Source organism: Pseudoflavitalea rhizosphaerae (assembly GCF_003991355.1).
GTDB classification, from domain to species: Bacteria; Bacteroidota; Bacteroidia; order Chitinophagales; family Chitinophagaceae; genus Pseudobacter; species Pseudobacter rhizosphaerae.
The window spans coordinates 19,778-44,300 of record NZ_RCSU01000002.1 but is presented as its reverse complement, the minus strand read 5'-3'; the positions used below and the strand labels follow the sequence as shown (position 1 = coordinate 44,300).

Annotated in this window: 15 protein-coding genes; 14 read left to right on the top strand and 1 reads right to left on the bottom strand. The window is 44.5% G+C overall.

What is annotated here, in order from left to right; translation table 11 throughout:
• Positions 1-2 precede the first annotated feature (2 nt).
• From D9Y29_RS03005 to D9Y29_RS02980, 6 genes are all read left to right on the top strand, one after another.
• On the top strand, positions 3-1,373 hold the full coding sequence (locus tag D9Y29_RS03005; protein ID WP_127124976.1) for a class-II aminoacyl-tRNA synthetase family protein: 1,371 nt from the start codon (positions 3-5) through the stop codon (positions 1,371-1,373).
• A gap of 141 nt (positions 1,374-1,514) precedes the next feature.
• Positions 1,515-2,069 (top strand): RNA polymerase sigma factor, encoded by a 555-nt coding sequence (locus D9Y29_RS03000; RefSeq protein WP_127124975.1) that lies wholly within the window; start codon positions 1,515-1,517, stop codon positions 2,067-2,069.
• A 58-nt stretch (positions 2,070-2,127) separates the two neighbouring features.
• Positions 2,128-3,174: a FecR family protein gene (locus D9Y29_RS02995; RefSeq protein ID WP_127124974.1), complete on the top strand. Its 1,047-nt coding sequence runs from the start codon at positions 2,128-2,130 to the stop codon at positions 3,172-3,174.
• Positions 3,175-3,259: 85 nt separating this feature from the next.
• Positions 3,260-6,535, top strand: coding sequence for a SusC/RagA family TonB-linked outer membrane protein (locus tag D9Y29_RS02990; protein WP_127124973.1), 3,276 nt, complete (start codon positions 3,260-3,262; stop codon positions 6,533-6,535).
• Positions 6,536-6,575: 40 nt separating this feature from the next.
• The gene (locus D9Y29_RS02985) at positions 6,576-8,141 is read left to right on the top strand and encodes a SusD/RagB family nutrient-binding outer membrane lipoprotein (protein WP_127124972.1); all 1,566 of its coding nucleotides are present in this window, start codon (positions 6,576-6,578) and stop codon (positions 8,139-8,141) included.
• 22 nt (positions 8,142-8,163) lie between these two features.
• Positions 8,164-9,795 (top strand): DUF5689 domain-containing protein, encoded by a 1,632-nt coding sequence (locus D9Y29_RS02980; RefSeq protein WP_241237837.1) that lies wholly within the window; start codon positions 8,164-8,166, stop codon positions 9,793-9,795.
• 86 nt (positions 9,796-9,881) lie between these two features.
• Here D9Y29_RS02980 and msrA read toward each other — a convergent pair whose 3' ends face one another.
• Positions 9,882-10,382: a peptide-methionine (S)-S-oxide reductase MsrA gene (msrA, locus tag D9Y29_RS02975; RefSeq protein ID WP_127124970.1), complete on the bottom strand. Its 501-nt coding sequence runs from the start codon at positions 10,380-10,382 to the stop codon at positions 9,882-9,884.
• Positions 10,383-10,610: 228 nt separating this feature from the next.
• On the opposite strand from msrA, the gene D9Y29_RS02970 reads away from it, so the two are divergent.
• The 8 genes from D9Y29_RS02970 to D9Y29_RS02935 all read left to right on the top strand — a co-directional run bounded on the left by D9Y29_RS02970 (position 10,611) and on the right by D9Y29_RS02935 (position 24,511).
• Complete coding sequence (locus D9Y29_RS02970) at positions 10,611-11,141, top strand: RNA polymerase sigma factor (protein ID WP_164735234.1); 531 nt, start codon at positions 10,611-10,613, stop codon at positions 11,139-11,141.
• A 68-nt stretch (positions 11,142-11,209) separates the two neighbouring features.
• Complete coding sequence (locus D9Y29_RS02965; RefSeq protein ID WP_127124968.1) at positions 11,210-12,352, top strand: FecR family protein; 1,143 nt, start codon at positions 11,210-11,212, stop codon at positions 12,350-12,352.
• Between the two features lie 108 nt (positions 12,353-12,460).
• Positions 12,461-16,114 (top strand): SusC/RagA family TonB-linked outer membrane protein, encoded by a 3,654-nt coding sequence (locus D9Y29_RS02960; RefSeq protein ID WP_127124967.1) that lies wholly within the window; start codon positions 12,461-12,463, stop codon positions 16,112-16,114.
• Positions 16,115-16,123: 9 nt separating this feature from the next.
• Positions 16,124-17,608, top strand: a complete 1,485-nt coding sequence (locus D9Y29_RS02955; RefSeq protein ID WP_127124966.1) for a RagB/SusD family nutrient uptake outer membrane protein — start codon at positions 16,124-16,126, stop codon at positions 17,606-17,608.
• 136 nt (positions 17,609-17,744) lie between these two features.
• Positions 17,745-18,581, top strand: a complete 837-nt coding sequence (locus D9Y29_RS02950) for a hypothetical protein (RefSeq protein ID WP_127124965.1) — start codon at positions 17,745-17,747, stop codon at positions 18,579-18,581.
• Positions 18,582-18,705: 124 nt separating this feature from the next.
• Positions 18,706-19,626 carry an ABC transporter ATP-binding protein gene (locus D9Y29_RS02945; RefSeq protein WP_127124964.1) on the top strand — a complete coding sequence of 307 codons (921 nt, stop codon included), beginning with the start codon at positions 18,706-18,708 and terminating at the stop codon, positions 19,624-19,626.
• Between the two features lie 10 nt (positions 19,627-19,636).
• Positions 19,637-21,979, top strand: coding sequence for an ABC transporter permease subunit (locus D9Y29_RS02940; RefSeq protein WP_164735233.1), 2,343 nt, complete (start codon positions 19,637-19,639; stop codon positions 21,977-21,979).
• Between the two features lie 9 nt (positions 21,980-21,988).
• Positions 21,989-24,511, top strand: coding sequence for a zinc-dependent metalloprotease (locus D9Y29_RS02935; protein ID WP_127124962.1), 2,523 nt, complete (start codon positions 21,989-21,991; stop codon positions 24,509-24,511).
• Positions 24,512-24,523: the final 12 nt, after the last annotated feature.

Here is a 24,523-nt window from a genome sequence, read left to right as displayed (position 1 = left end):
TTATGAATAAAGCCGCATCCGGGAATTTTCGACAATTACTGAAAGACACAGACTTCATTATTGCAGGGGAAGAGGTGAAAGGTGCGCTCTCCTATCTTCCATTTGGCCTGGAAGTGCGTAACCGTTTGTATGATCTTGCTATTACAGACCTGAAACGAATGGGCTTTCAGCAGGTACTGCTAACCGATATAGTATCTAACCATGCCATTAATAAAATGGAAAAAGTATCGGCTAACGCAGAGAACTTCTATGCCGTAAAAAATACTGACTTCTCCATGGCTGCCGGGCACGAGATCCCTTTTTATCTTTTTATCCGGCAATTGCTGAAAAATGGTTCGAAGAAAATAACCTTTCCACTTCAGTATTTTCATTTCGGTCCAGGTTACCGCTTTCCCAAAAACGGGAACTTCCCGTTTACGATGGGTGAACGCAAATCCTTTCTCGAATGCTATTCCGTTCATACAACATCACAGAACGCAGAACAGGCGCTTGATGCAGGAATACAATGGAACCGCCGGCTCATCAACGATATCCTTAAACTGCCAGCTATCGAAGTCGACAGACCGATCATTACCAACAAGAAGTTCTCCAAACGAACTATCTGCATAGACACACTCACTCCAATTGGAAGAACAGTCATCACCGGCATGACCTATTTTCACGATGATATCTTTTCTCGTCCGCTCGATGTTCAGTATACGAATGCAGTCGGAGAAAGAAGCCCTGTTCATGTTGCACATTTTGGTATAAGCGAAAACATCCTTTTCTCCTTCCTGCTGAATGCTGCAACCCCTGACCGGCTCAGATTACTGAATGTGCTTGCACCTGTACAGGTACTTGTTTTGAATGCTGTTCCGGAAAACAAAGTGGTTGAACAAGTAACTGCATTTTTGATCAATGAGCATATCCGATTCGCATGCAGGCAGGTGATTCTTTCCTCCCTGGAATATGAAATAAGAGAAAATGAGAAAAGAGGAATTCCTCTGCTGATCAGTTTCTCAGCTTCACAGGCGGAAGGAATAAAGATCCGCTATCATTTCAATGGGGAACAGAGAAAAACCAATTTGCCTGGATTGATCCATCTTATACCTGTCCTGCTCAAACAAAACGATACAATCATCTGGGAGGAATTTGTAAAACGGAAAGAAGATGGGATCATCCATTGTGACTCCATCAGGGAAATAATAGATTGTGTTGGCAGGGGAAAAATCGCCAGCGTGTTTAGCGATGACTCCAACAAGCAAATCCTTGAACTGGAAAAACTGGTCCGGGGCGCTGAAATACTTGGGTTCCAAAAAAGCCATGAAGCAGGAAAAGATATACTCAGCAATTACATCACCTGTTCTAAGGCGTTCATCTCAAAAAGACTATGATCCGATCCATAATATGATGTCTTTTCCGGAACCGGCAGAATAGCCGGCAACCAGATTTCTTAACACATAAATAATCTTCTTTTTCTCCTCATTTTTTCCAATTTTGCACCGGAAATTTCTACCTTATAAACACAAAAGGATTTGGTCCAGATAACTGAAATAAAGAAAGGCGATCAGGTGGCTTACCAGGCGGTATACGACCTGTACCACGCTAAATTGTTTCATTATTTCATGAAGCGCACCCGCATAAAGGAGCAGGCAAAAGATCTTACCCAGCAATCGTTTATCAAACTCTGGAAATCAAGGCATACTCTTTCCGATGCATATTCCTTAGATACACAACTCTTCACCATCGCCAGTTCCATTTTTGTAGATCACCTGCGTAAGCAGGCTGCTGAACGCAAATACCAGCATCGCCTGGAAGACGATCTCTGCGAACAATCTGCCCTGGTCTGTCACTCCAATACAGACTACGAATCTGCCGATTACCTCGATGCCGTTTCAGAAGACCTTCCACCCATCCGGAAGAATGTTTTCCTGCTGAAGATCGCCAAAGGCTATTCCAACAAGGAAATAGCAGAACAGCTTTCTGTAAGTATCAAAACGGTGGAAGACCACTATTCCAAAGCGTTAAAGCATGTTCGATCTCTCGTTACCATCCTGATTTTTCTGCATATCCTTTTTTTCCAGTATTAATTTAATATTATCAGCAGGGGTAAATTCTGATGCCCTTCGTATCTCCTAATGCACCACCATGAAGATCACGCATACGCTTATACAAAAATTTTTTGAGAACCAGTGTACCGCCACTGAAGCGGAGGCTGTTGCCCGCCACCTGAAGCAGCATCCTGAACTGATGGCGATGTACCTGAAGTCTTCATGGGATGCTGCCGGAAAGGAAAACGCAACACCTCCAGGTTATAAAGAAGAAATGCGCGGGGTGATCAATTCGCAGATTGAAAAACAAACACAGGTGGTCCGCTTCCGTTGGATATCCATCGCCGCTTCATTGCTGGTGGTGACAATTTCTGTCTGGTTATTGTTGCCTGATAAGAAGCCTGCCCCGGCCCTGACAAATACAGAACAGGAACCGGCTGCAAATTCCGGCTGGACAATACATACAAATAATACTAAAGAATCCAGGAAACTGGAATTGGGCGATGGCACCGTAGTGAAACTGGCTCCCAATGCGAAGATCAGGTACCAGGAACCTTTTGGAGTACTAACGCAACGCAATATCCATATGGAAGGTGTGGTTGATTTTGATGTAGCCACCAACAAGGGAAATCCGTTCACAGTACATACAAGATTGTTTTCAACTACGGTATTGGGCACTTCATTCCGGGTATCCGAATCTGCGAAGTCCTGCAACGTAAAACTATTTCAGGGCAAAGTGCTGATCAAATCACTGAAGGATTCATTGAAAGGCTGGAAGAAGGACCTCATCCTGTTGCCGGGTAATGAAATGAACTATAACCTGGAAAAGGGAACAATGTCTGTGCACCGCTTCCTGGTTGAGCCCCGGCCGCGTCCCCGGCCCGCCGGAAATGATCATCACCCTGCTGAAAATGATGGAGCCATGATCTTCGATAATACCCCTTTGCCGGTGGTGATGAAAACATTGATGTCTAAATATAATTGTCCAATTACCTATGAGGAAGAACTGTTGAAAGGAAAATTCTTTTCCGGCGAAGTGATCAAAGGAGACTCATTATCCGTATTGCTGAATCTGATTGCAAACATGAACGGTCTGCAGATCTCAAAAAAAGATGACGGCTATATAATCGCGAAATCGAAGTAAACATACAGGAAACCAACAGGTGCTTGCATGCTGCTCAACAGCGGCCTGTCCAACTTATGCGTATAAGTCAAACAATAAATAACTTATGAGATCAACAAAGAAAAAAGGGCGAAGCAACATACAGTTGATGTGGGTTTTGTTCCTTTTATTTTTCAATGTATCAGCAATTGCACAGGAAACAGTAGCCGTGAGCGGCACTGTTATCACAGAGAAAGGTGAAGTATTGCCTGCGGTAACTGTTATCGCTACCCGAAGATCGGACAATGGACGTCAAACCCTTTCCGCTGTTACCAACGAGAAAGGCATTTTTATCTTTCCTCAACTGAAGCTGGGTGAAGTGTATGATTTCACATTCTCTTCGATAGGCTATGAAACCCACGTTCATAAAGGATTTACTGCAAAGCAGCCGGGTAAATCCAATACCCTGCTGATCCGCATGAAAAGTAAATCGAAAGACCTGGGTGAAGTGGTGGTGACTGCCCTGGGTATCAAAAAATCCCAGCGTTCACTGGGGTATGCGCTTACAAAAGTAGACAGCAACCAATTGACGGATGCAGCCAGCCTCAACTGGATGGATGCTCTTTCCGGTAAAGTGGCAGGGCTCAACCTGGTGCGTTCCGGTTCGGGTCCGGCTGCTACCAGCAAGATCATACTTCGTGGAGAAAACAACCTTACCGGTGATAATGAAGCCCTGATAATAATCGATGGTGTAATTGTGAGCAGCGGAAGTGGCAGACGCTCAGCCAATAGCAGTGACCAGGTATATGCTACCAACTCCGATAACCTGCCTGCCGACTATGGCAGCGCAGTGAATGATCTCAATCCGCAGGATATTGAAAGTGTGTCTGTTCTTCTCGGCCCTGCTGCTGCTGCATTGTATGGGCAGCGTGCGGCAAACGGCGCGGTGATCATCACTACCAAATCCGCCTCACAGAAAAAAAGCGGACACTTCAATGTGCGCTACACCATGAACGGAAGTATCGAACAGGTGAATAGGTTCCCCGACCTGCAATATGAGTACGGACAAGGCCTCGATGGCGCACTGCATTATTCCTACGGCTCCAGCGAAGATGGCGCCAGCACCAGCGGCACCAGCTCTGCATACGGTCCCAAATTCGATGGACAATTATTCTATCAGTACGATCCTGTAAGGCAAACAGTAGGCCTGGAACGTACGCCCTGGAGGGCTTACGACAATATCAATGATTTCTGGGACATGGGCAGGGACCTCCGCCATAACCTCAGCATCGATGGTAAGATCGGCTCTACAGGCGTTCGCATTACCATGGGCTCCGGCAATAATAAATGGGTCATTCCCAATACCGGTTTCGTCCGCCAGAATATTGGACTTTCTACCAATACTGAGATCACCAAAAAATTAAAACTGTCTACCAAAATCAATTATGGTTTCAGAAAAAGCGATAACCTGCCCGCTGCAGGATATGGCAACCAAAGCCTCATGTACTGGTATATTTTCTGGCAACCAAATGCTGATCACAACTGGTTAAAGAACTACTGGGCAGGTGGGCCCGGCAGCGTGTACGACAGCCTTTACAAATTCATCCGCTACCCCTTCTCCTCCTACCCGGAAAACCCTTATGCCATTACCAATGAGTTCCTGAACAAAACAAGAAGGAATAACCTGACCGGCAACGTTACACTGAATTACCAGGTCACCAAAGAACTGAGCGTGATGCTGCGCGGAAACTACGACTGGATGAACGATAAAAGGGAGCAAGACAGGCCCTTCGATGCCGGCACCCGCCTGCCCAGGGGATCTGTAAGAAGGCAAAACATCTACTCCAGGGAAAAGAGCTATGATTTCATGGCCAAATATTTCAAAGAACTGAACCGTAACTGGAAGCTGGGAGTAACTTTTGGAGGCAGCCAATTGAAGAACGAGTACGATAAAACGGATGTAAGGAACGATGGGTTGCACCTCCCAGGGATCTATACAATGGAAAACAGTGAGTATGGACTTGTTTATTATCCAGACACCAGCAGGTTCCAGATAAACAGTCTGTATGGTATCATTAACCTTAGCTATAAGAACTTCCTGTTTACAGAGCTTACAGGCCGTCAGGATTGGAGTTCTATCCTGGCCTCACCCAAAAGGAAGAATGCTGTAGGCTTCTCCTATCCTTCTATCAATACAGGGCTTGTGCTGTCAGAGATACTTTCCTTGCCGGATGTTATCAGCTACCTGAAACTAAGGGGCTCTTTCGCCATGGTGGGCAGTTCCAGCACACTTGCCTATACTACTGCTTATTCCTACCCCGTTGCTAAAGGTGGCACCTATCCGGACAGCGCACTGGTGAACCCAACCATCCTGCCCAATCCAAATCTAAAGCCGCTGCTCACTACCACATACGAGTTCGGTACAGAAGTGCAGTTCCTCAACGGCAGGATAGCATTGGACGCCACTGCCTATTTCGGAAATACGAGAAGGCAGATCTTCACCAGAACAGTAGATGCCTCTTCCGGTTTCAGCGCTGCCAGGATCAATGCAGGAAGAGTAAGGAACAATGGCATCGAGATCAGTCTGAATGCAAAACCATTCGCAGGCAAGAAAGGCAGATTCAACTGGAACCTGTTCGGAACTTTTTCTTACAACCAGAACAAGATCATCTCCATGCCGGATAGCGCCATCTTGCTGAGGGCCGGCCAGGTGGCCAGCGGACAGATCGTGGCGTCTGTTGGCGGCAGCATGGGCGACCTGTATGGACTGGGATATATGCGCAGCCCGGACGGTCAGGTGATCTTCGATCCCGCTACCGGTTTCCCCAGGATCACAGACAGCATTATTTACCTCGGCAACACCACACCCAAATTCAAATTCAGCCTGGGCAATAAATTCCAGTTCAGGAATTTCACCCTGAATGTACTGTTCGATGCACAGGTTGGTGCAGTTGCCTATTCTCTTACAAATTACAAACTGGCCGAACAGGGCAAACTGAAATCCACACTGCCCGGCAGGTACAACGGCATCATCGGTAACGGCGTTATTCAAAATCCTGACGGCAGTTTTCGCAAAAATGATGTGGTGGCCACCGATATCGATCAGTATTACCAATACAGCATCGGTAGTTTCAATGCAGAAGGCAGCACTTTCAGTACCGACTTCCTGAAATTCCGCGAAGCCTCCCTCATGTACAATTTCAAACCAGGATTCCTGAAGAAGTTTGGATTGACCTCCGCAAGCCTGGGTGTGTTCGGTCGTGATCTCTTCATCTGGTCTCCCTGGCCCATTTTCGATCCCGAGTTCGGTACTTTGAGCGGATCTGATGTGGTGAGAGGTTTTGAAGTGGGACAATTCCCTTCCACGCGAACCATGGGTTTCAATTTAACCATCGGGTTCTAACCAATTCGTAAAAAAAGCTGATCAATATAAAAGCACAGAGATGAGAAAGCAAATTATCATAGCATGTTTGGTGTTGATGGCGATGCCGGCATTCTATTCATGCGACAAAGGATTTGAAGACCTGAATACAGATCCGATCAATTTCCTGGAAACAACTTCAGACAAGCTGCTGGCCCCTGCCCTGGTGAATTCCATCTGGCCCGGTATGAGCCGCAACAGAAGTTTCAATAACGAACTGATGCAAGTGACCGTATCACAGAGCGATGGCGACAATACCGTGTTCAGGTATGCATTCAGGACCAGCATGTCTGACTATTTATGGAATGCATGGTTTGTACAGCTGACCAATTTCAAACAGGTAGACAGCCTGGCGCGCACTGCCAAATCCCCCAACACTTCTTACCAGGGAATCGGGAAGATCGGCAAAGCATGGCTGTTTGCAAACCTTACGGATATCTATGGCGATATTCCTTATTCACAAGCATTGAAAGGAGATAAAGACAGCCTTACTCCTGCATTTGATAAGCAGAAAGATATTTACCTCGATCTCTTCAAACAGCTGGAAGAAGCCAATACACTGCTGGCTGCGGGCAGCGCTATCGTAGTATCGAGCGATCCGTTGTACAATGGCGATGTTGCCAAATGGAGGAAGTTCGGTAATTCACTATACCTGCGTTTGCTGATGCGTATATCCGGTAAAGCTGAGGTTCAGGATCAGTGCATTGCCAAAATCAAAGAGATTGTGGAGAACCCTTCAAATTATCCCATCTTTCAAAGTAATGCAGACTGCGCCAGGCTGCTCTGGACTGGCGGCACCAGCACAACCGAACCCTATACTTCTCCATTTGTGAATGGCATTCGGGCGCAGGATTTCCGCGGCCCGGCCCTTTGCAGTTTCTTCCTGGATAACCTGATTGCGTGGTCTGATCCCCGTTATGTTTCTTCTACTCCGTATGGTTCCGGAAGCATTGGCAGATGGGGTATTGCCCAGGCCAGCGGCGGCGGTTGGTTTGGCGTACCAAGCGGCTACATTCCCGGTAATGGAGATACTAAGGGTTGTTATTTCCAAAGCTATGACAATGCCAGCTCCGGCGGCACCTGGTCTCTCCAGCAAAATACGCTAACAGGCATCATCATGCAGTACTCAGAACTGCAGTTCATCCTTGCTGAAGCTGCTGCCAAAGGATGGATCACCGGCGATACTAAAACATTCTTTTACCAGGGCATCGCATCCGCCATCAATTACTGGGTGCCCAACTTCAATGAAAGCATCACCCACGCAAACTTTACTGCGCATCTGAATAACCTTGATAACGGCGGGATTGTCTGGGACGATAATCTTCCCCTTGAAACAAAAATGCAAATGATCCATCTGCAGAAATACTATGCATTGTTCATGACCGATCTGCAACAGTGGTTTGAATACAGGCGTACCGGACTTCCTGTTTTACCGAAAGGACCAGGTTTGATGAATGGCGGAGTAATGCCGGCCAGGCTGGTTTATCCGGTTTATGTGCAGGCAGCCAATCCTGTGAACTACAAAGCGGCGGTGGCCGCACAGGGCCCCGATCAAATATCCACCAATGTTTGGTGGCAGAGACCTTAATGAATAAAAAAATATCATGACAATGAAATGCTTTTTCTATATTCTCTCCATAGTGATCATTACTGCTGTGACCGGCAGTTGCAATAAAGAGACCTACGAGAATTACCCCGGAGGCACCCCCTACGAAATAGTATCTGTACTGGATGTTCGACCGCTTTACAAAGGGAAAGACATTGCCCTCACTAAAGAGAACGTTTATGGCGCCTCCAAATTGGCAGTGGTGGTGATATCTGAGCATGAATCCGGAAATCTCCCGGAGGGCCTGCTGATTGTACAGGATAACCGCCGCCTGTCTGCATTGCGCGGCATTTCCATTGAGCTGGGCGCTGCAGCAGCCAACTATCATCCGGGCGATTCGCTGGTGATCGATTTCAACAACGGTACCCTCACCCGCAAGAATGGTACCCTCACCATAACAGGACTAACGGAATCGAATATCCGCAAAGCAGGTAAAGGCATGGTGGAAATCAACGCCATAACTATTGCCCAGTTACAGGCGAACCCCGGCATGTATGAAAGTTCGCTTTGCCTCATCAATAAATCCAGTTTCAACCCTGCCCCCCTGCCGGGAGAAGTGATCAGTGGTTCCAAATTGATCAATGATGGATTTGGCGACCTCACGCTGTATACCGATCCATCTGTGGACTATGCGGGCAATACACCGTTCAGCCTGGCAGCCTATGTTGGAATTCCCTTCACCACTGCCGAAGGAGCATTGCAATTCAGGACCAGGAATGGGGATGATATCGTGAACATGGGCTCTTCCGTACAGGACCTGCTGATCACCGGCTTTCAAAGCGATCCCAAAGGGGGTGACGGTGGATATGAATACGTACAGTTGCTGGCAACAAAAGATATAGACTTCAACCTTACTCCCTACAGCATTGTATTCTGCGTCAATTCAGGCGGTTCCAGCTCTGCCACCCCACTCGATGCCGGATGGGCAACCGGCGGAAAACGAACCATCAAATGGGATATCAATTCCGGCAGCGTTCAGAAAGGACATTTCTTCTATTTCGGTTTCCAGGGTAAAAAGATCAATGGATCGGGTGGAACTTATGCGTTTCCTGCTTCCACAAACTGGTATCAGAAAACTTTCCTTACCAGCGGCAACAATGCGGAAACCGGTAGTAATCTTCCGAATCTTGGGGACGGTGGACTGGTACACACTACAGAATTTGGCACTTCTGGTCCATTTGCCAATAGTGGCAACGCATGTGGTGTGGCAATATTCAAAGGAACAACGGTTACCGAAGCCTCCGTACCGGAAGATGTATTGTTTGTAGCCACCGGCGGGAACGCCGCCATTTTCGATCCCTCCAAAGATCCTGTTCTCGGCTACAGGATCTGTAATAACGATTGGTACTCCATGTATTCTGTCAGCATCGATCCGGAAACATATAAGCCAGTGATTGTTCCGTACCTGCATTATCGTTCCGCAGGAAATACCAATTACATGCCCTACCCCGTTAACGAAAAATACCCAAGCGCGGCTACCGATGCAGGTTTGTTCAATATGATGGGAGGAGTGTATAATATCACGCTCGGAAGATGGACTACCGCACGTAAACAGGTGGTGGTGGAACTGGTGCAGACAACTGCCACCATCGATACTTTGGAATTGCATCCCAGTGTAACGAGACTGGAAGAATAATATAACCTGAATAAAAAGAAACAGGACAATGAGCTGATTCCCCATTGTCCTGTTTTTATTATTATACAATATTTATGTTAACGGTATCACTCCGCTGTTTTCAATTTCCATTCCGGGCGGACAAAGTGACAAGTATATCCGTGAGGATGCTTTTGCAAATAATCCTGGTGCTCTTCTTCTGCATCCCAGAAATCTGAGACTGCTGTAATTTCTGTAACGATGGGCTTTTTGTAAACATTGGCGGCGGTGAGTTCAGCAATCAGGTCTGTTGCTATTTGTTTCTGTTCATCATCGAGATAAAAGATAGCGGAACGATAGGATGTGCCGATATCATTTCCCTGGCGGTTCAATGTAGTTGGATCATGAAGTGTGAAGAAGAATTCAAGGATCTGCCGGTAACTGATCCGGTTTGGATCGAATTCTATTTTTATTGCTTCTGCATGCGTTCCATGATTGCGATAGGTTGCATTGGGAACGTCGCCTCCTGTATAACCTACCCTGGTTTTGATCACCCCAGGAAGCGCGCGGATCAGCTCTTCCACTCCCCAGAAACAACCACCAGCCAGTACTGCCATTTGATTTGTCATATTCCCTTGTTTTTATTTCTTTAGATGCATCTTTCGTGCCATTGCTGTTGGGTTGACAGTTTAACATGTTTGCTGCCAGAAAGGAATCTGTAAGGCAATAATGGATCCATTCTTTCATTAGCTTTCCATATATTTGAAATACGAAGACCTGTCCTACTACCTAAACACTATCATAACTCTTATTGAGAACTCCCCTTGCAGGTCTACCAAACATATAGCGATGAACAATTGTTAGCGCTCCTGAAAAATGGCGACCAGCCTGCATTTGAACAGATCTACTCACGTTACTGGAAGAAACTCTTCACGCTCGCTTTCCATAAATTACAATCGAAGCATGATGCGGAAGATATCGTACATGATATTTTTGCCAGCATCTGGTTGCGCAGGACTGAGCTCGATATCAAATCCCTTGAAGCCTACCTGGCTGTTGCTGTAAAGTATAAGATCCTGGAATACATCAACAAGTCTATTCAGCATGTGCCGGTTTCGGAAGACTCGCATGAAAACCTCGCCACACCTCTGCCTTCAGATCAGCTGGATGCGCGGATACTTGCTGCCCTGCTCACTCAGAAGATCCATCAGCTCCCGGAAAAATGCCGCATCGTATTTGAGCAAAGCCGCCTGGAAGGGAAGTCGAACCCGGAAATTGCGCGGGACCTCAATATTTCCCGCAAGACGGTTGAAAAGCATATCAGCACTGCATTGCGGCAGCTCCGTCTTAACCTGAAGGACTTCTTCTCCGCCTTCTTTTCTTTCTGATTTAAAAAAAAATGGAAAAATAAACGGCTTTCCGGGTAGGGAGGTAACAATTTATTCATACTATAATAATGATGACCCAGGAACAATTGAACATACTGATCAGGAAATATCTTTCCGGCACTGCCACAACAGAGGAAATGGAAGCTGTGGAACAATGGTACCAGGATTATGGCCCTAACCTGGAAGTGTTTGTAGGTAATGAGGAAGAAAGATCTGAACAGGAACTGCATGATAAGATCCTCAGCAGGCTGCGGACTACCCTGTACGCTCCGCCACAAGCAAAAGTGACGCCAATGTGGAAGAAGCTTGCTGCCGCCGCTTCCATTGTGGTCCTGGTCTCTGTTGGAGGATGGTATCTGATGCATGATCGTTCAGGTGACAATACACAGGTTGCCTCTCAAAGTGGTATCAATCCTGATTTTGAACAAGCCACCCTCACTACATCAGATGGCAGTAAGATAGAGTTGGGCAAAAAAAGTCTGCAACCCATCAATGAAAAAAATGGCGTGGTAATCAGTAATGATGGCCGCCAGTTATCCTATACTTCTTCGCAATCTGGTAATAACGTATTCTTCAACACGCTGGAGGTTCCCCGCAAAGGTGTGTACAGCCTTGTACTGGCGGACGGAACAAAGGTCTGGTTGAACTCCTTATCCTCTCTCACCTATCCTACCTCATTTCCCGGCAGGGAAAGAAGGGTTTCCATCAAGGGCGAAGCATATTTCGAGATCGCAAAGAATCCCAAACAACCATTTATCGTGGATGTGGAAGGTGGTCAGGCGATCGAAGTACTCGGAACCAGCTTTAACGTGAATGCTTATACGAATGAAGAACAGATCAGCACAACTCTCCTGGAAGGCGCGGTTCGCGTAAAAGCAGGTGATCAGCAGCAAATGCTGTTGCCCGGGCAGGAAGCGCAATATAGCTTATCACGGAAAGCCCTGAAGGTTAGAAAAATTGCTGACGCCAATGATGCGATCTCCTGGAAAAATGGATTCTTTGTCTGTAGTGGCAAAGACCTGAAGGCTATCCTCCGGCAGGTAACACGCTGGTATGATATAGAAGTGGTTTACCAGGGCAATATCAAACCGGAAGCATTTGAAGGTACAATCAGCCGTAACATGAACCTGTCCGAATTATTGAGTATGCTTGAGATCACCGGAGTAAAGTTCTCATTCCAGGGTAAGCAGTTGACAGTATTACCACAATAACACATTGATCAATCATTCAGGTACCTTTTCAAAACAAGGTACAGCGCGCAGCGCATGCTGCCGGTGGCTACCTTTTAACCTAAACTTTCAGAGAAAACTGATTTATTTATGACCCTCAGAACTGCACTATTGATCATGGCGCTGCTTATTGGCGCAACAGGTTTCTCGCAGTCCATTTCCATCAGCAAAAAGGATGTTTCACTGAGTTCCGTGCTGAAGGAAATAGAAAAGCAAACAGAATACAGATTCTTTTACAAACAGCAATTGCTGAAAAACACGGGCAAGATCAGTATCGATGTGAAGAATGCATCCATTGAATCGGTACTGGCGCATTGTTTCAGCAACCAACCGATCGACTACAAAATATTAAGCAATAAACAGATCGTGCTGTCGCCCAAACCTGCTAATGAAAAGGCTTCACCTGGAAGCAATGTTGAACCGGACAATACTAATCCCGGCCTGATCATGGTTTCAGGATTCGTATCTGGTGCCAATGGCCAGCCGCTTTCCAATGCAACCATCAAAGTGAGAGGTAAGAATATCCAAACCCTGAGTGATGAGAAAGGCGCTTTCTCTATCATGGCTAACCCTGACGGATACCTGCAGATCAGTTATGTAGGGCATAACAGCGTTCAGGAGAAAGTGAAGGCTGGCGGCGGTCTCATTATAAAGCTTGAACCCAATGCAGTGCTGGAAGATGCAGTAGTGTATAACGGCTACCAGACAATCAAACAGAAATACCTGACAGGTGCAGTTACCTCTTTAAAGATGGATTCAATTATGCAACCGGGTTTGAATACGGTTGATAAGATGCTGGAAGGACGCGTGCCCGGTATGATGTTCCTGCAAAACTCCGGACAGGCGGGCGCCGCTCCCAAGCTGCGTATCCGGGGAACCAACACATATTTGGGATCCAGGGAACCGCTTTGGGTGGTGGATGGAATCGTTCGCACCAATCCCTTCCCCATTCCGGCGGAAAGGATCAACGATCCTGATTTTGTAAATCTTCTGGGTAACGCGATTTCAGGTTTAAACCCTTACGACATCGAACAGATCGATGTATTGAAAGATGCAACAGCCGCAGCTTTGTATGGTGTTCGCGCCGCCAACGGTGTTATCGTTATCACTACAAAAAGAGGAAAACCCGGGCCACCTACTGTTAACTACAATGTTACAACTACATTCACCCAAAGACCCCGCTATTCCGACAGGTCAATGTATATGATGAACTCAGCCGAAAGAGTGGATGTATCCCGTGAAATGATTCAAAAACAATTGCAGCTCCGGGGTGGAACATTGGAAGCTTATGAAAAGGCATTGGTTGACTATTACGATGGCAAACTGGATTATGAAACTTTTAAGAAAGAAGTAGGCAAAGCTGAGTCCGTAAATACCGACTGGCTTGGAAATACGATGCGGGATGTTTTTGCTACTAATCATACGCTGAGTGTATCCGGCGGAAGCATTGCAGCTTCTTACCGCGCGTCTGTAGGGTATCGAACAGAGCCGGGTGTGATCAAAAAAGAAGGCAATGACCTCTATACCGGAATGTTGAACCTGCAGCTGAATTATAGAAAATTTAAGGCAGAATTCAATGTTCAGCTAAACAAAGAGAAACGGAAGTATACACCAGCAGAGATTGGTTTGATGAATTACGCTTATGGTACCAGCAGAGCCATCCCACTTTATAATGAAGACGGCTCGCTTTATTTTTATTCGAATATTCAGTCTAATCCGTTTTATAATGGTTTCAATGATTTCAGAACAATGAATATTGTTAATGAAATGAACCATACAGGTGAAACGATTCAAAATAATGAATACAATGCCAGTGTTGATCTCAGTTACGAGATAGCAAAGGGAATTCAGTTCAATTCCAAACTGGCTTATACCGGTGGTAACTCTGCTCATGAAACATGGTTTGAGGGGAATTCCGAATGGGCAATGCAGCTCCGAAATAGTGCATACAATAATACATTGGGGGTTTTCGAGCCGCAGGCAGATCCAATGCCTTTCGGTGGAGAGTTGCGGCAGCAATTGATCAGAAGGCAGAACTATATTATTAATGGCCGGCTGAACTTCAGCAGGTACCTGGATCAGCAGGAAAAACACCAGCTCACGGTGGAAGCTGCGATAGACTTAAATTCAAATCGTAACAATTCAGTTAACGTCACAAACAGGGGGTATTATCCAGAGCGGGGGCATAGCTTCGCAATAGTTGATCCATCTAAATACACCAGTTATGCTTATTGGTTATCCAGGGAATCGCTACCTGTTATCACAGAAGTTTTGCAAAACTCTATGCGTTCTTACCTGACCTCCACTTATATCTTTAAGGAAAGTTATGTAGTTACAGCAACTGTCAGTCAGGAATTCTCCAACTCATTTGGTTCGCGCAGCAATGAAAAGTTTCTGCCTACCTGGGCATTGTCTGGCAGATGGAATCTGGATAATAACCTTCTGTCACATGTATCATGGCTGGACCAGGCATCCCTGGTGGGCTCATTTGGCACGCGCGGAAATATGCTGCCAGGTCAAACACCTTATACCATTTTCCAAAAAGGCGCAGTCAATTCTTATTATGATGAACTCGTTTCAAATATTGTGTCATTCCCCAATCCTAATTTAGCCTGGGAGAAAACACAGGATTATAATGCATCACTTCAGTTTTCCATCCTGAAAGGAAGGATCAATGGATCGATGGGCTATTTCTATAGCAAAACCACCAATGCTTTTATGGAAAAAAAAGTGTCTGCAGTGAATGGCGCACCCTCTAATTCCTATGTTGTAAATGGCGGAACATTGCAGAACCAGGGAATTGAACTGAGTATGAATTTTAAGATCATTGATAATATAGGAACCGGAAACAAAAAAGGTTTCATGTGGCGTTTCGATCCTCAATTAGGACAGGTTTTCAATAAATTACTCAATAATAATGTCAACAGCCGGAATGTATTGGTTGATGCTGCTTCGCTTACTTTTAGAGATTTCCTGAATGGAGTTGTGCCCGTTAACGGAAAATCCGTTAACACATTTTACGCTTATCGTTTTAAAGGACTTGATCCGAATGTTGGATTTCCTGTTTTTTATGGAGCAGAACCTGAAAATAAAACTGCCTTAAAAGAAGCCTACAATAAGATGACGAGGGAAGAAGTGTTCAGCATGGTAATGGTAGAGGCAGGCAGAAGAGAACCGGTATTGCAGGGAGCGGTTAACAATTCATTTACCTATGGAAACTGGACGCTGAACGTAACCTTTTCCTACAGTTTTGGCAACAAAATAAGATTGTTACAGATCGCATCCGGTAATTACGGTACGTTCAGACCCAGTTCACAACAAAACCTGCGGAAAGAATTTATCAACAGATGGCGTTATCCCGGAGATGAAAAAAATACTAATATCCCTGCCATACAAGGCGCAGACGCACTTCAGGTTGATCAGTATGCATGGTGGTTAAATGAAATGGATGCTTCAAAATTCTTCGCTACCGACTACTATCAGATGTACGACTTTTCAGACCTGAGAGTGGTAAAAGGAGATTACCTCAAACTCCAGTATGTTTCATTGAGCTACAGGTTTCCCAATGAACTTTGCAGAAAACTGCATTGCAAAGGCGCACTTGTTCATTTTAGCGGCACCAATCTTTTTACCATTACAAACAAAGCATTGCGCGGTCAGGACCCCACTCAATCGGGCTCTGCTCCTAACATCAATCTTTCAATAAGACCGGTGTATGCTCTTAATCTTAATCTTAGCTTCTAAAACAACACTATGCAATTATCAGGAAATAAAGCATGGTTAATGCTATTTTGTTTACTCAATATCAGTACAATCTCCTGTAAAAAATTCCTTACAGCCTATTCTCAGAATAGCAGCTTTGTAGAATCAGCTACTGATCTTAATGAAATATTGTTGGGAGATGCATATTCCAATCAGCTGTCTTCAACGTATGCCATGGATGATGATGAACAGTTAGGTACAATTGACGGGACTTATAAGATTACAATGGAGTATGGTTTTCATTTCTGGCAGGCAGAACCGCGTATCAATACGGAAGGAGATCTGACTAATACAGATCAATTATTCAACAACCTGTATAATAGAATCGCACGTATTAATGCGATTATTCACAACGTTCCACTATTGAAAGAAAAAGGAGAGTCTGAAAAAGCACTGAACAGGATAGCAGGAGAAGCCCGTTTTCTAAGAGCATATTATTATTTTATACTCGTAAATATGTATGGCAAACCATATAAGCCATCTACTGCTGCCGTTGACTTCGGCGTTCCGCTGAAAATTACCCCAGACATCAAAGATCAGTTTACTGCCCGCAGCACTACCAAACAAGTGTACGATCAGATTATTTCAGATTTGCTGGAAGCTGAAAAAGAGCTGGCAGATGCCAACTTAACTGCTACAATTCGGGCCAACCAGGCAAGTGTGCAGGCCTTGCTCAGTAAAGTATACCTCTTCATGGAGAATTATGAGCAAGCGCTTCATTATGCCAATCAGGTGATGAAAATAAATCGATACAAACTGAAAGATCTGAATTTTCATACGGAAGGTGAAGATTTCCTGAATAGAACTACGCCTGAAGTAATTTTCACGATGGGGTCAAGCGGTATAAGAGGTTCGTTGCTGCAGGATGTGCCTGACAGACCTTATTACAGGGCTTCTGATGAACTCATATCAGTTTATGCTCCACAAGATTTGCGCCTGAAAGTGTTTTTTATACAGAACAGCAGAGGCGAAATGAAAGTAGCTAAAAAAAGAAAGTCTGTAGATGTAACTGATGATGATGTGTCAGATTTGTTTCTGCTTCGTCTTTCTGAAGTTTATCTGAACAAAGCGGAAGCGCTTGCAGGACTTGAGCGTTTTGAGGAAGCACGCGTTACATTGCAGGAATTAAAGAAGAATCGTTTCAAGCCACTGGAGGTTCCGCCTGTGAGTGCAGATGGCCCGGAACTGCTCAACATCATTCGGCAGGAACGCAGGCTTGAGCTTTGTTTTGAATCACATCGCTGGTTTGACCTTCGCCGCTATGGTGTTAATAGCAAATATCCATTCAGCAAAACAATTGTACATCGTGCGGTGGTTTTCACAGGATCAAAATATGAAGATATCGGATACTATGAATTGAAGCCTTATGAGCAGGATGCTGCTGCTTATATCGTTCCTATAGCCAATGACGAAATAGCGTTTAATCAGGGATTGCTTTTTAATGAACCAAGGCCCCCACGTTTACTTAAACAATAATACCATGAAACAATATACCCGCGGGATAATGAATACCACTTTGTTAATCTACTGTCTGCTGGTATCTGTGATCACAACACAGAGTTGCCGGAAAGAAAAGGCGATTGAACCCACTAACCTCGATGAGAATTATTTCGTGGTAAAGGACAATCCAAATGATCCTGTTGATCATCTGATTTATGAATTCTACAAGAATACCGGAATAGCCTGTTTCTATAACGATACGATTGCAAAAAAACAGATCAGCAAAGATGGTGAAGTACCGGCGCGCTATTCTTACACAAAACTTTCATTGGAATACGCACCTTTAGGCAAGTCCTATGTTTACTTCGATCGGCTTACATCAAGAAGCAATATTCCAGCTTTCCTGACACTGCTGCAGGAGGAGGTGATACCAAAACTTCCGCCAAACCTGATTATTCCTTCTATCTTCTTGATCGACTCATTGGGGCTCCCCTATCCATCTGCAAACATTCAGATCTCGCAGGGCTGGACGGCACAATATGGATTTAATACAATTGGAATTGCAGTAAAGGATGTAGCTGCAATGAGCAGTGAAGAAAAACGCGTATATGCCGCATCTATTCTTGCAGGAATTGCAGTGAAAAGGATCAACGAGCGCTATGCAGGTCAGTTACAAAGAGAGTTTTTCAGCGTTTCGAGAGAAGCAGTAAAAAATCTGATTCCTGTTGATGTTTATCTTGGCTATCCATATTTGTTGATGTTGCCTCCTGAGTTGATACCTGAGCCGGAGGAAATCGGTTTTCTTTTCCATGGAACATTCTTATTTGGCAACATGGCAGTGCCGAGTACGCCCCATGAATCTGATGATATCAGAGCTTTTCTCACTGCAGCTTTTTACTATACTGATCAGAGCTTTTCCGATAAATACAACCACCAAACACTTATACTGCAAAAGTTCAGTATCATCAGGGATTTCCTCAAGGAAGTTGGGTTCAGATTTCCCGGCTAAGTATTGCGTATGAAACAGATCTAATCAAAGAATAGCTGCCAAATGGCAGGCTGAATAATATAACAGACTGATATATTGTATTGGTCAGGCCAATCTATGCCAATACTTTCCTAAACATACATACATGATCTTAAGAACAGAAAACCTCTCGCACCGTTATGGTAGCAGTTGGGCCATCCGTGATATCAATATCGAAATTGCAGCGAATGGCATCATAGGTCTGCTTGGTTCCAATGGAGCAGGCAAATCTACTACCATGAATATTATTTGTGGTGCGCTCAATCAAACTGAAGGCAATGTATTCATCAATGAAGTTGATATAAGAAAGGACCCCGAACTCGCCAAAAAATTTATCGGTTTCCTGCCACAGACCCCTCCGGTTTATCTTGATTTCACAGTGGATGAATACCTCACTTATGCAGCCGAATTAAGGCTGATAGAAGGTAAGAAAGTGAGAGCCGCTGTAGAGGAAGCAAAGGAGAAAACGGGCATCACTCATTTCAGCAAACGACTGATCAAAAATCTATCGGGAGGATATCGCCAACGGGTGGGTATTTCCCAGGCTATCATCCATAAGCCTAAGCTGGTAGTAATGGATGAGCCTACTAATGGACTCGATCCGAATCAGTTGATCGAAGCCCGTAATCTGATCCGGGAAATTGCACAGGAACGAACGGTATTACTTTCTTCACATATCATGTCTGAGATCCACCTCCTCTGCAAAGACGTGATCATGATTGAGTCTGGCAGAGTTATTTTTTCTGACACAATGGATGCTTTCAACAATTACATAAAGCCCCATAGTGTACTGGTACGTTTTGCTAATCCGCCCGCAATAGAAGAATTACTGCAAGTACCAGGTATTACCAGAGCAGAATACCTTACCGATAAACAAGCAATTATTTTCTTTGATGGAGAAGAAGATATCACAGAAAGGGTCATTGCTTCCGGTGTAGAAAAAGATTGGCGCATTCGTGAAGTCAATCTGCAAAAAGGAATGCTCGATGATATTTTCAAACAATTATCTGCACAATCTCATCAATAAAAATATACGGATGAAACTAATATTCAAAATTGCGCGAACGGAACTCCGGCACCTGTTCTTCTCTCCGGTTGCCTGGTTCCTTACACTGATCTTCATGGTTATTTGTGCACTGTTCTATTGTAATCCCCTTGTTATGGTGGCAAACATGCAGGACTCACTGGAGCGCACCACTCCTGCCTTCAAAGAGTTTTCATTTGCATTGACCAATGGAATATTCATGAACATGCCCGGAAGTGCATTTATCAGCAATATATTCTCCAATTTATATCTTTTCATTCCCTTGCTTACTATGGGATTGATCAACCGCGACTTCAATGGCGGAACCGTAAAACTTCTTTACTCTTCTCCTGTAAAACTGAATCAGATCGTATGGGGAAAGTATCTGTCAGTAATGGCTTACAATATGCTGTTATTAACTATCATGCTGCTGTTTATGGTAATTGGAGGATTCAGTATCAAAAATATTGATATTGGTCATTTGACTGCAGGACTGATCGCTTTTTACCTGGTGGTTTGCGCATATACGGCAATTGGTATGTTTATGAGTAGCATCACCAATTATCCGATCGTAGCTGCGATCGGCACTTTTTTTCTGCTCTTCCTGTTGCAAAATGTGGGCGTGTTATGGCAGGAGCATGATTTTGTTCGCGATCTCACCTACTTTCTTGCTATCAATGGCAGAGCAGAAAGAATGCTGAATGGGCTCGTTACGAGTCGAGATGTTATGTATTATGCTTTGCTTACCTACATGTTCGTCACATTCAGCTACCTGAGTTTACGACATGGCAGGGAACTGGTGTCAGGAACAAAAAAAGCAGCCAGGTATCTGGCAGTATTTCTTTCCGTATTAGTAGCAGGTTATTTTACTTCCCGACCCGGATTTATTGGTTATTGGGATGGGACCAGCACACAGCGAAATACGATCACAGAAAAAACACAGAACATCCTGCAAAACATGCAGGACGAACCGCTGGAAGTTACTTTGTACACCAATCTGCTGGGGGAAGGATTCGATAGAACCAGACCCAGTGCACGTAATAGCTACATTTGGGGGTTTTGGGATAAATACGTTCGCTACAAACCTGATATCAAATTCAATTATGTGCTGTATTATGATGTGATGGATGGGGATAGCACCAATTACAGGCTTATGCCCGGAATGAGCTTAGACTCTATTGCCAGGGAGTCTGCCAAAATGAAAGAAACGAATATTGATCGATATCTTAAACCCGCAGCAATAAGAAAACAGATCGATCTGCAGCCAGAAGGTATGCAAGCGGTGATGCATCTAAAATACAAGGGGAAAAGTATTTTCCTGCGGACTTTCAATGACGGAATTTTCTGGCCGGATGAAGCGCATGTAGCTGCCGCACTGAAACGATTATCGAATGACACAATACCTAAAATATATGCCACTACCGGAAACCTCGAACGTAACATACATAAATGGGGCGACCGCGAATACTCCTCCTATTCAATCAGTAAAATAAACAGGGGCGCACTGATCAACCACGGCTTTGAATTTGATACCCTGAACTTAAGCAGGTATGATATACCGGATGATGCCAGTGCATTGGTGCTTGCCGATCCAAAAGTAAAGCTGAACGATACCGTAATTACCCGTCTGAAAAGATATATCGACAATGGCGGAAATCTGCTGATCTTAGGTGAACCCGGTAAACAAGAGGTTTTAAACCCATTGATGCAACCATTAGGGGTTCAGTTAATGCCAGGCACAATGGTTCAGATCTCCGAACACGAAACCCCGGACCGGGTAACTCCTTTCATAACATTGGATCATACCTGGCTACTGAAAGAGCAAAACACTTTCAATATACAGACCAGAAAATCCCTTCTTGCAGGTGACCCCGCCAGAATACTTCACCCCGGTGCCGCACCAATTTCTTTTGAAGAAAATGGATTTAAGGTCACAAGAATGATGGTGACCCATAAAGGGCAAAACTGGGTAAAAGCAGGACGCCTCGTAACAGATTCTGCTGCACCTGTGTTTGTAGCGCAGCAAGGCGATTATAAACTGGATTCATTCAATGTAGCCGTGGCGCTCAGCAGGAAACTGGGCAACAAAGAACAAAGGATTGCTATTGCAGGTGACGCAGACTTTCTCTCCAACAACTTCGGACGTGGTGCTCAGGGTATGATAGCCTGGAACTATCTAAGCTGGATGACATATGAAGCTTTTCCGATTCACCTGCTTTCTACACCACCAACAGATACCCTGCTCACTATCAGCCTCAATGCTGCAAAGACGCAAAAAATCATCCTTCTCTGGATATTACCCGCAGCTGTTCTGATACTTGGCGCCATAATACTGATCAGACGGAAACGACAATAATCATTACGAATGAAATACATTAAGAACTTTAGAAAAAGTTTGCTTGGAGGCTTGCTGATGGTGTCTGTATCACAGGCAATGGCACAAACAACGCCGATATACAGCTTCGTGATCTCTGACACTACCAAACCCCAACAAACATCCCAACCGCTAAACACGGGGCTTACATCATTTAGAGAAGTAATTCCGGCTACTGCTCACTCTCAGAAGGGACTATTTACCATCCATAAAGTAGACAACAGTTATTTTTTTGAAATAGCAGATGCTATCCTTGGCAGGGATATTCTTGTTATATCACGAGTATCTAAATCCGGAGCAGATCTGAGAAACCCGATGAGTATGAGCGGATATGCCGGCGACGAAGTAAATTCAAACGTAATTTCTTTCCAGAAAGGACCCAATAATAAGATATACATCATCAACAGATCTTTTACTGAGCATTCTAAAGACTCTACAAAAGAGATGTATCTGGCAGTTACGCGTTCCAATATTCAGCCTATCGCAGTTGCATTCGATGCAAAAGTGAAACCGACTGATTCCAATGGTACGGTAATAGATGTTACAGATTATATCAGTGGCGACAACGACCTCCTCCACTTCAATAATAGCGTGAGGGCTAATTGGCATATTGGCGGTTTCCAACCCGATAAATCATACATCGTCAATGTAAAATCCTTCTCCATAAATACTGAAATAAAAGCGGTCAAAACATATAGTCGTGCAACACAGGGAGCTTCAGGGAACGTTACTTTGGAATTGAATACTTCAATGGTTTTACTTCCGGAACTGCCGATGAAAAAAAGGATCGCAGATCCAAGAGTAGGCTATTTTGAAGAAAGTTATACTGATTTTGATGCTGATCCGCAGGGAGTGAAACGCATCTCTATTGCTAAACGGTGGAGACTGGAACCCAAACCAGCTGATATTGCGAAATATAAAAAAGGAGAACTGGTGGAGCCACAAAAACAAATCGTTTTTTATGTGGATCCGGCTACTCCCAAAAAATGGGTGCCCTATCTTATACAAGGGATTAACGACTGGAACAAAGCTTTCGAAAAAGCCGGCTTTAAAAATGCTATTGCCGGTAAAGTAGCTCCTTCCGAAAAGCAGGACTCAGTGTGGAGTTTAGAAGATGCAAGGCATTCGGCAATAGTATACAAGCCATCTTCTATACCCAATGCAAACGGCCCTATCATTACGGACCCGCGTTCAGGTGAAATTATAGAAAGCCATGTGAACTGGTATCACAATGTAATGCATCTTTTACGCAATTGGTATCTGATCCAAACTGCAGCAGTGGACCCGAAAGCTCGTAAGATGCAGTTTGATGACGAACTGATGGGCCAGTTGATCCGCTTCGTTTCTTCACATGAAATCGGACACGCATTAGGCTTAAGACATAATTACGGGTCCAGCTCAACTGTTCCTGTAGAAATGTTAAGAGATAAAAAGTTTGTCGAAAAAAATGGGCATACACCATCGATCATGGATTATTCCCGTTTTAACTACGTAGCACAGCCTGAAGATAAAATAGGAGAAGCTGGTTTATTTCCACGCATAGGAGAATACGATTTATGGGCAATCGAATGGGCCTATAGATGGACAGATGAAACTGTTGAAGCAGAAACCGCGATGCTCAACAAAATAACTACTGAGAAACAAAAAAACAAAAGATTGTGGTTTGGGCATGAAGCGAACCAGGATGACCCGCGTTCTCAGGACGGAGATTTAGGGGATAACGCTATGCTGGCAGGCTCCTACGGTATAAAAAACCTGCAACGCATCCTGCCAAACATTCCCATATGGACCAGTGTGCCAAATGAAAACTATAGCAACCTGAAATCTGTCTATGATGAATTGATCGAACAGTTCGTTAGGTATATCGGACATGTTTCTAAAAATATTGGTGGTATAATGGAAAGCCCAAAAACCATTGAACAAGGTGGTGGAGTATATGAATGGGTGTCCAAAAAAACGCAGCAGGAAGCTGTTAAATTTCTGCATGATCAGGTCTTTGCTACGCCCGCATGGCTGATAAACGAAGAGATCTTTTCAAAAACAGGTGATAATGCTTTAAGGGTAGTTGGTTATGTTCAGGAGAAGGCATTGAGTAAATTGATCAATCTCAACACCATGGAAAAGTTGATTAATGCGGAAGCTGCTATGGGTGATAGTGCCTTTACAATAATCGAAATGATGGATGATCTGAAAGCGGCTGTCTGGTCTGAACTGAATACAAAAGTACCCATCGATATTTATCGTCGCGCACTTCAAAGGGCTTATGTGGTTAAGTTGATAGCAGTATTATCACCTGCGCCTGCTTCCGTGATGCCGGCTCCTGGCGTTCCGGGTCTAACGGTGGGGATGAACGTCAATGATAAAGGGGAAGCAATTGCTGTTGTGAAAGCGCATTTGAAATCACTTTCTGCAATTATGAAATCAACCATGACTGGTATAACAGATGCCAGAACTAAAATTCATTTAGAAGATCTGGTGCAAAAGATAGATGGCGCATTGCCATCAGCAAAGTAAGTCAAATTTAAA